Annotated in this window: 1 protein-coding gene; it reads right to left on the bottom strand. The window is 59.8% G+C overall.

Annotation, left to right across the window (positions count from 1 at the left end):
* Positions 1-426: transposase (locus tag KEHDKFFH_RS20010; RefSeq protein WP_192875822.1), on the bottom strand; the 426-nt coding region annotated here is incomplete at both ends.

The following is a 426-nucleotide window of genomic DNA, read 5'->3' as shown; positions in this document are numbered from 1 at the left end:
TTGCCCCATGGCGTTAACCGGTAACTGTCCGTTCGGTCTTTGCTGTCCTGCCAGACATGCCGGGTAAGCACTTTGACGTGGTTGGCGCTGCGGGTGCATTGACTCAGCAGCGGACAGTCTTTGCAGTGAGCCGGGTTGGATTTGTACTCCCNGTAGCCCANNCGGTTGGTGGTGGCGTAGATCAGTTGTTGCCCCTGGGGGCAGCGATAGCTGTTGGTCTCAGGATCGTAGGTGAAGGCGCGTTTGGGGAGGTAGCCCTTGGGCTTGTTCGGTCGCCGGTAGCCCATCACCCCGTAGAGGCCCCGGTCTTCCAGCCCCTTACAGATGCCGGCGGTGTAATAGCCCGCATCCAGTCCAACGCCCCAGACATCGAAGCCAAAGCGCTCACATTGACGATCCAGTCGATCAAGATAGGGGCGGCTGTCA

Origin of the sequence: Marinobacter maroccanus, from assembly GCF_002933275.1 — a bacterium.
Lineage (GTDB): Bacteria > Pseudomonadota > Gammaproteobacteria > Pseudomonadales > Oleiphilaceae > Marinobacter > Marinobacter maroccanus.
The sequence above is the reverse complement of the archived record's forward strand: the minus strand, read 5'-3'. Positions and strand labels throughout refer to the sequence as shown.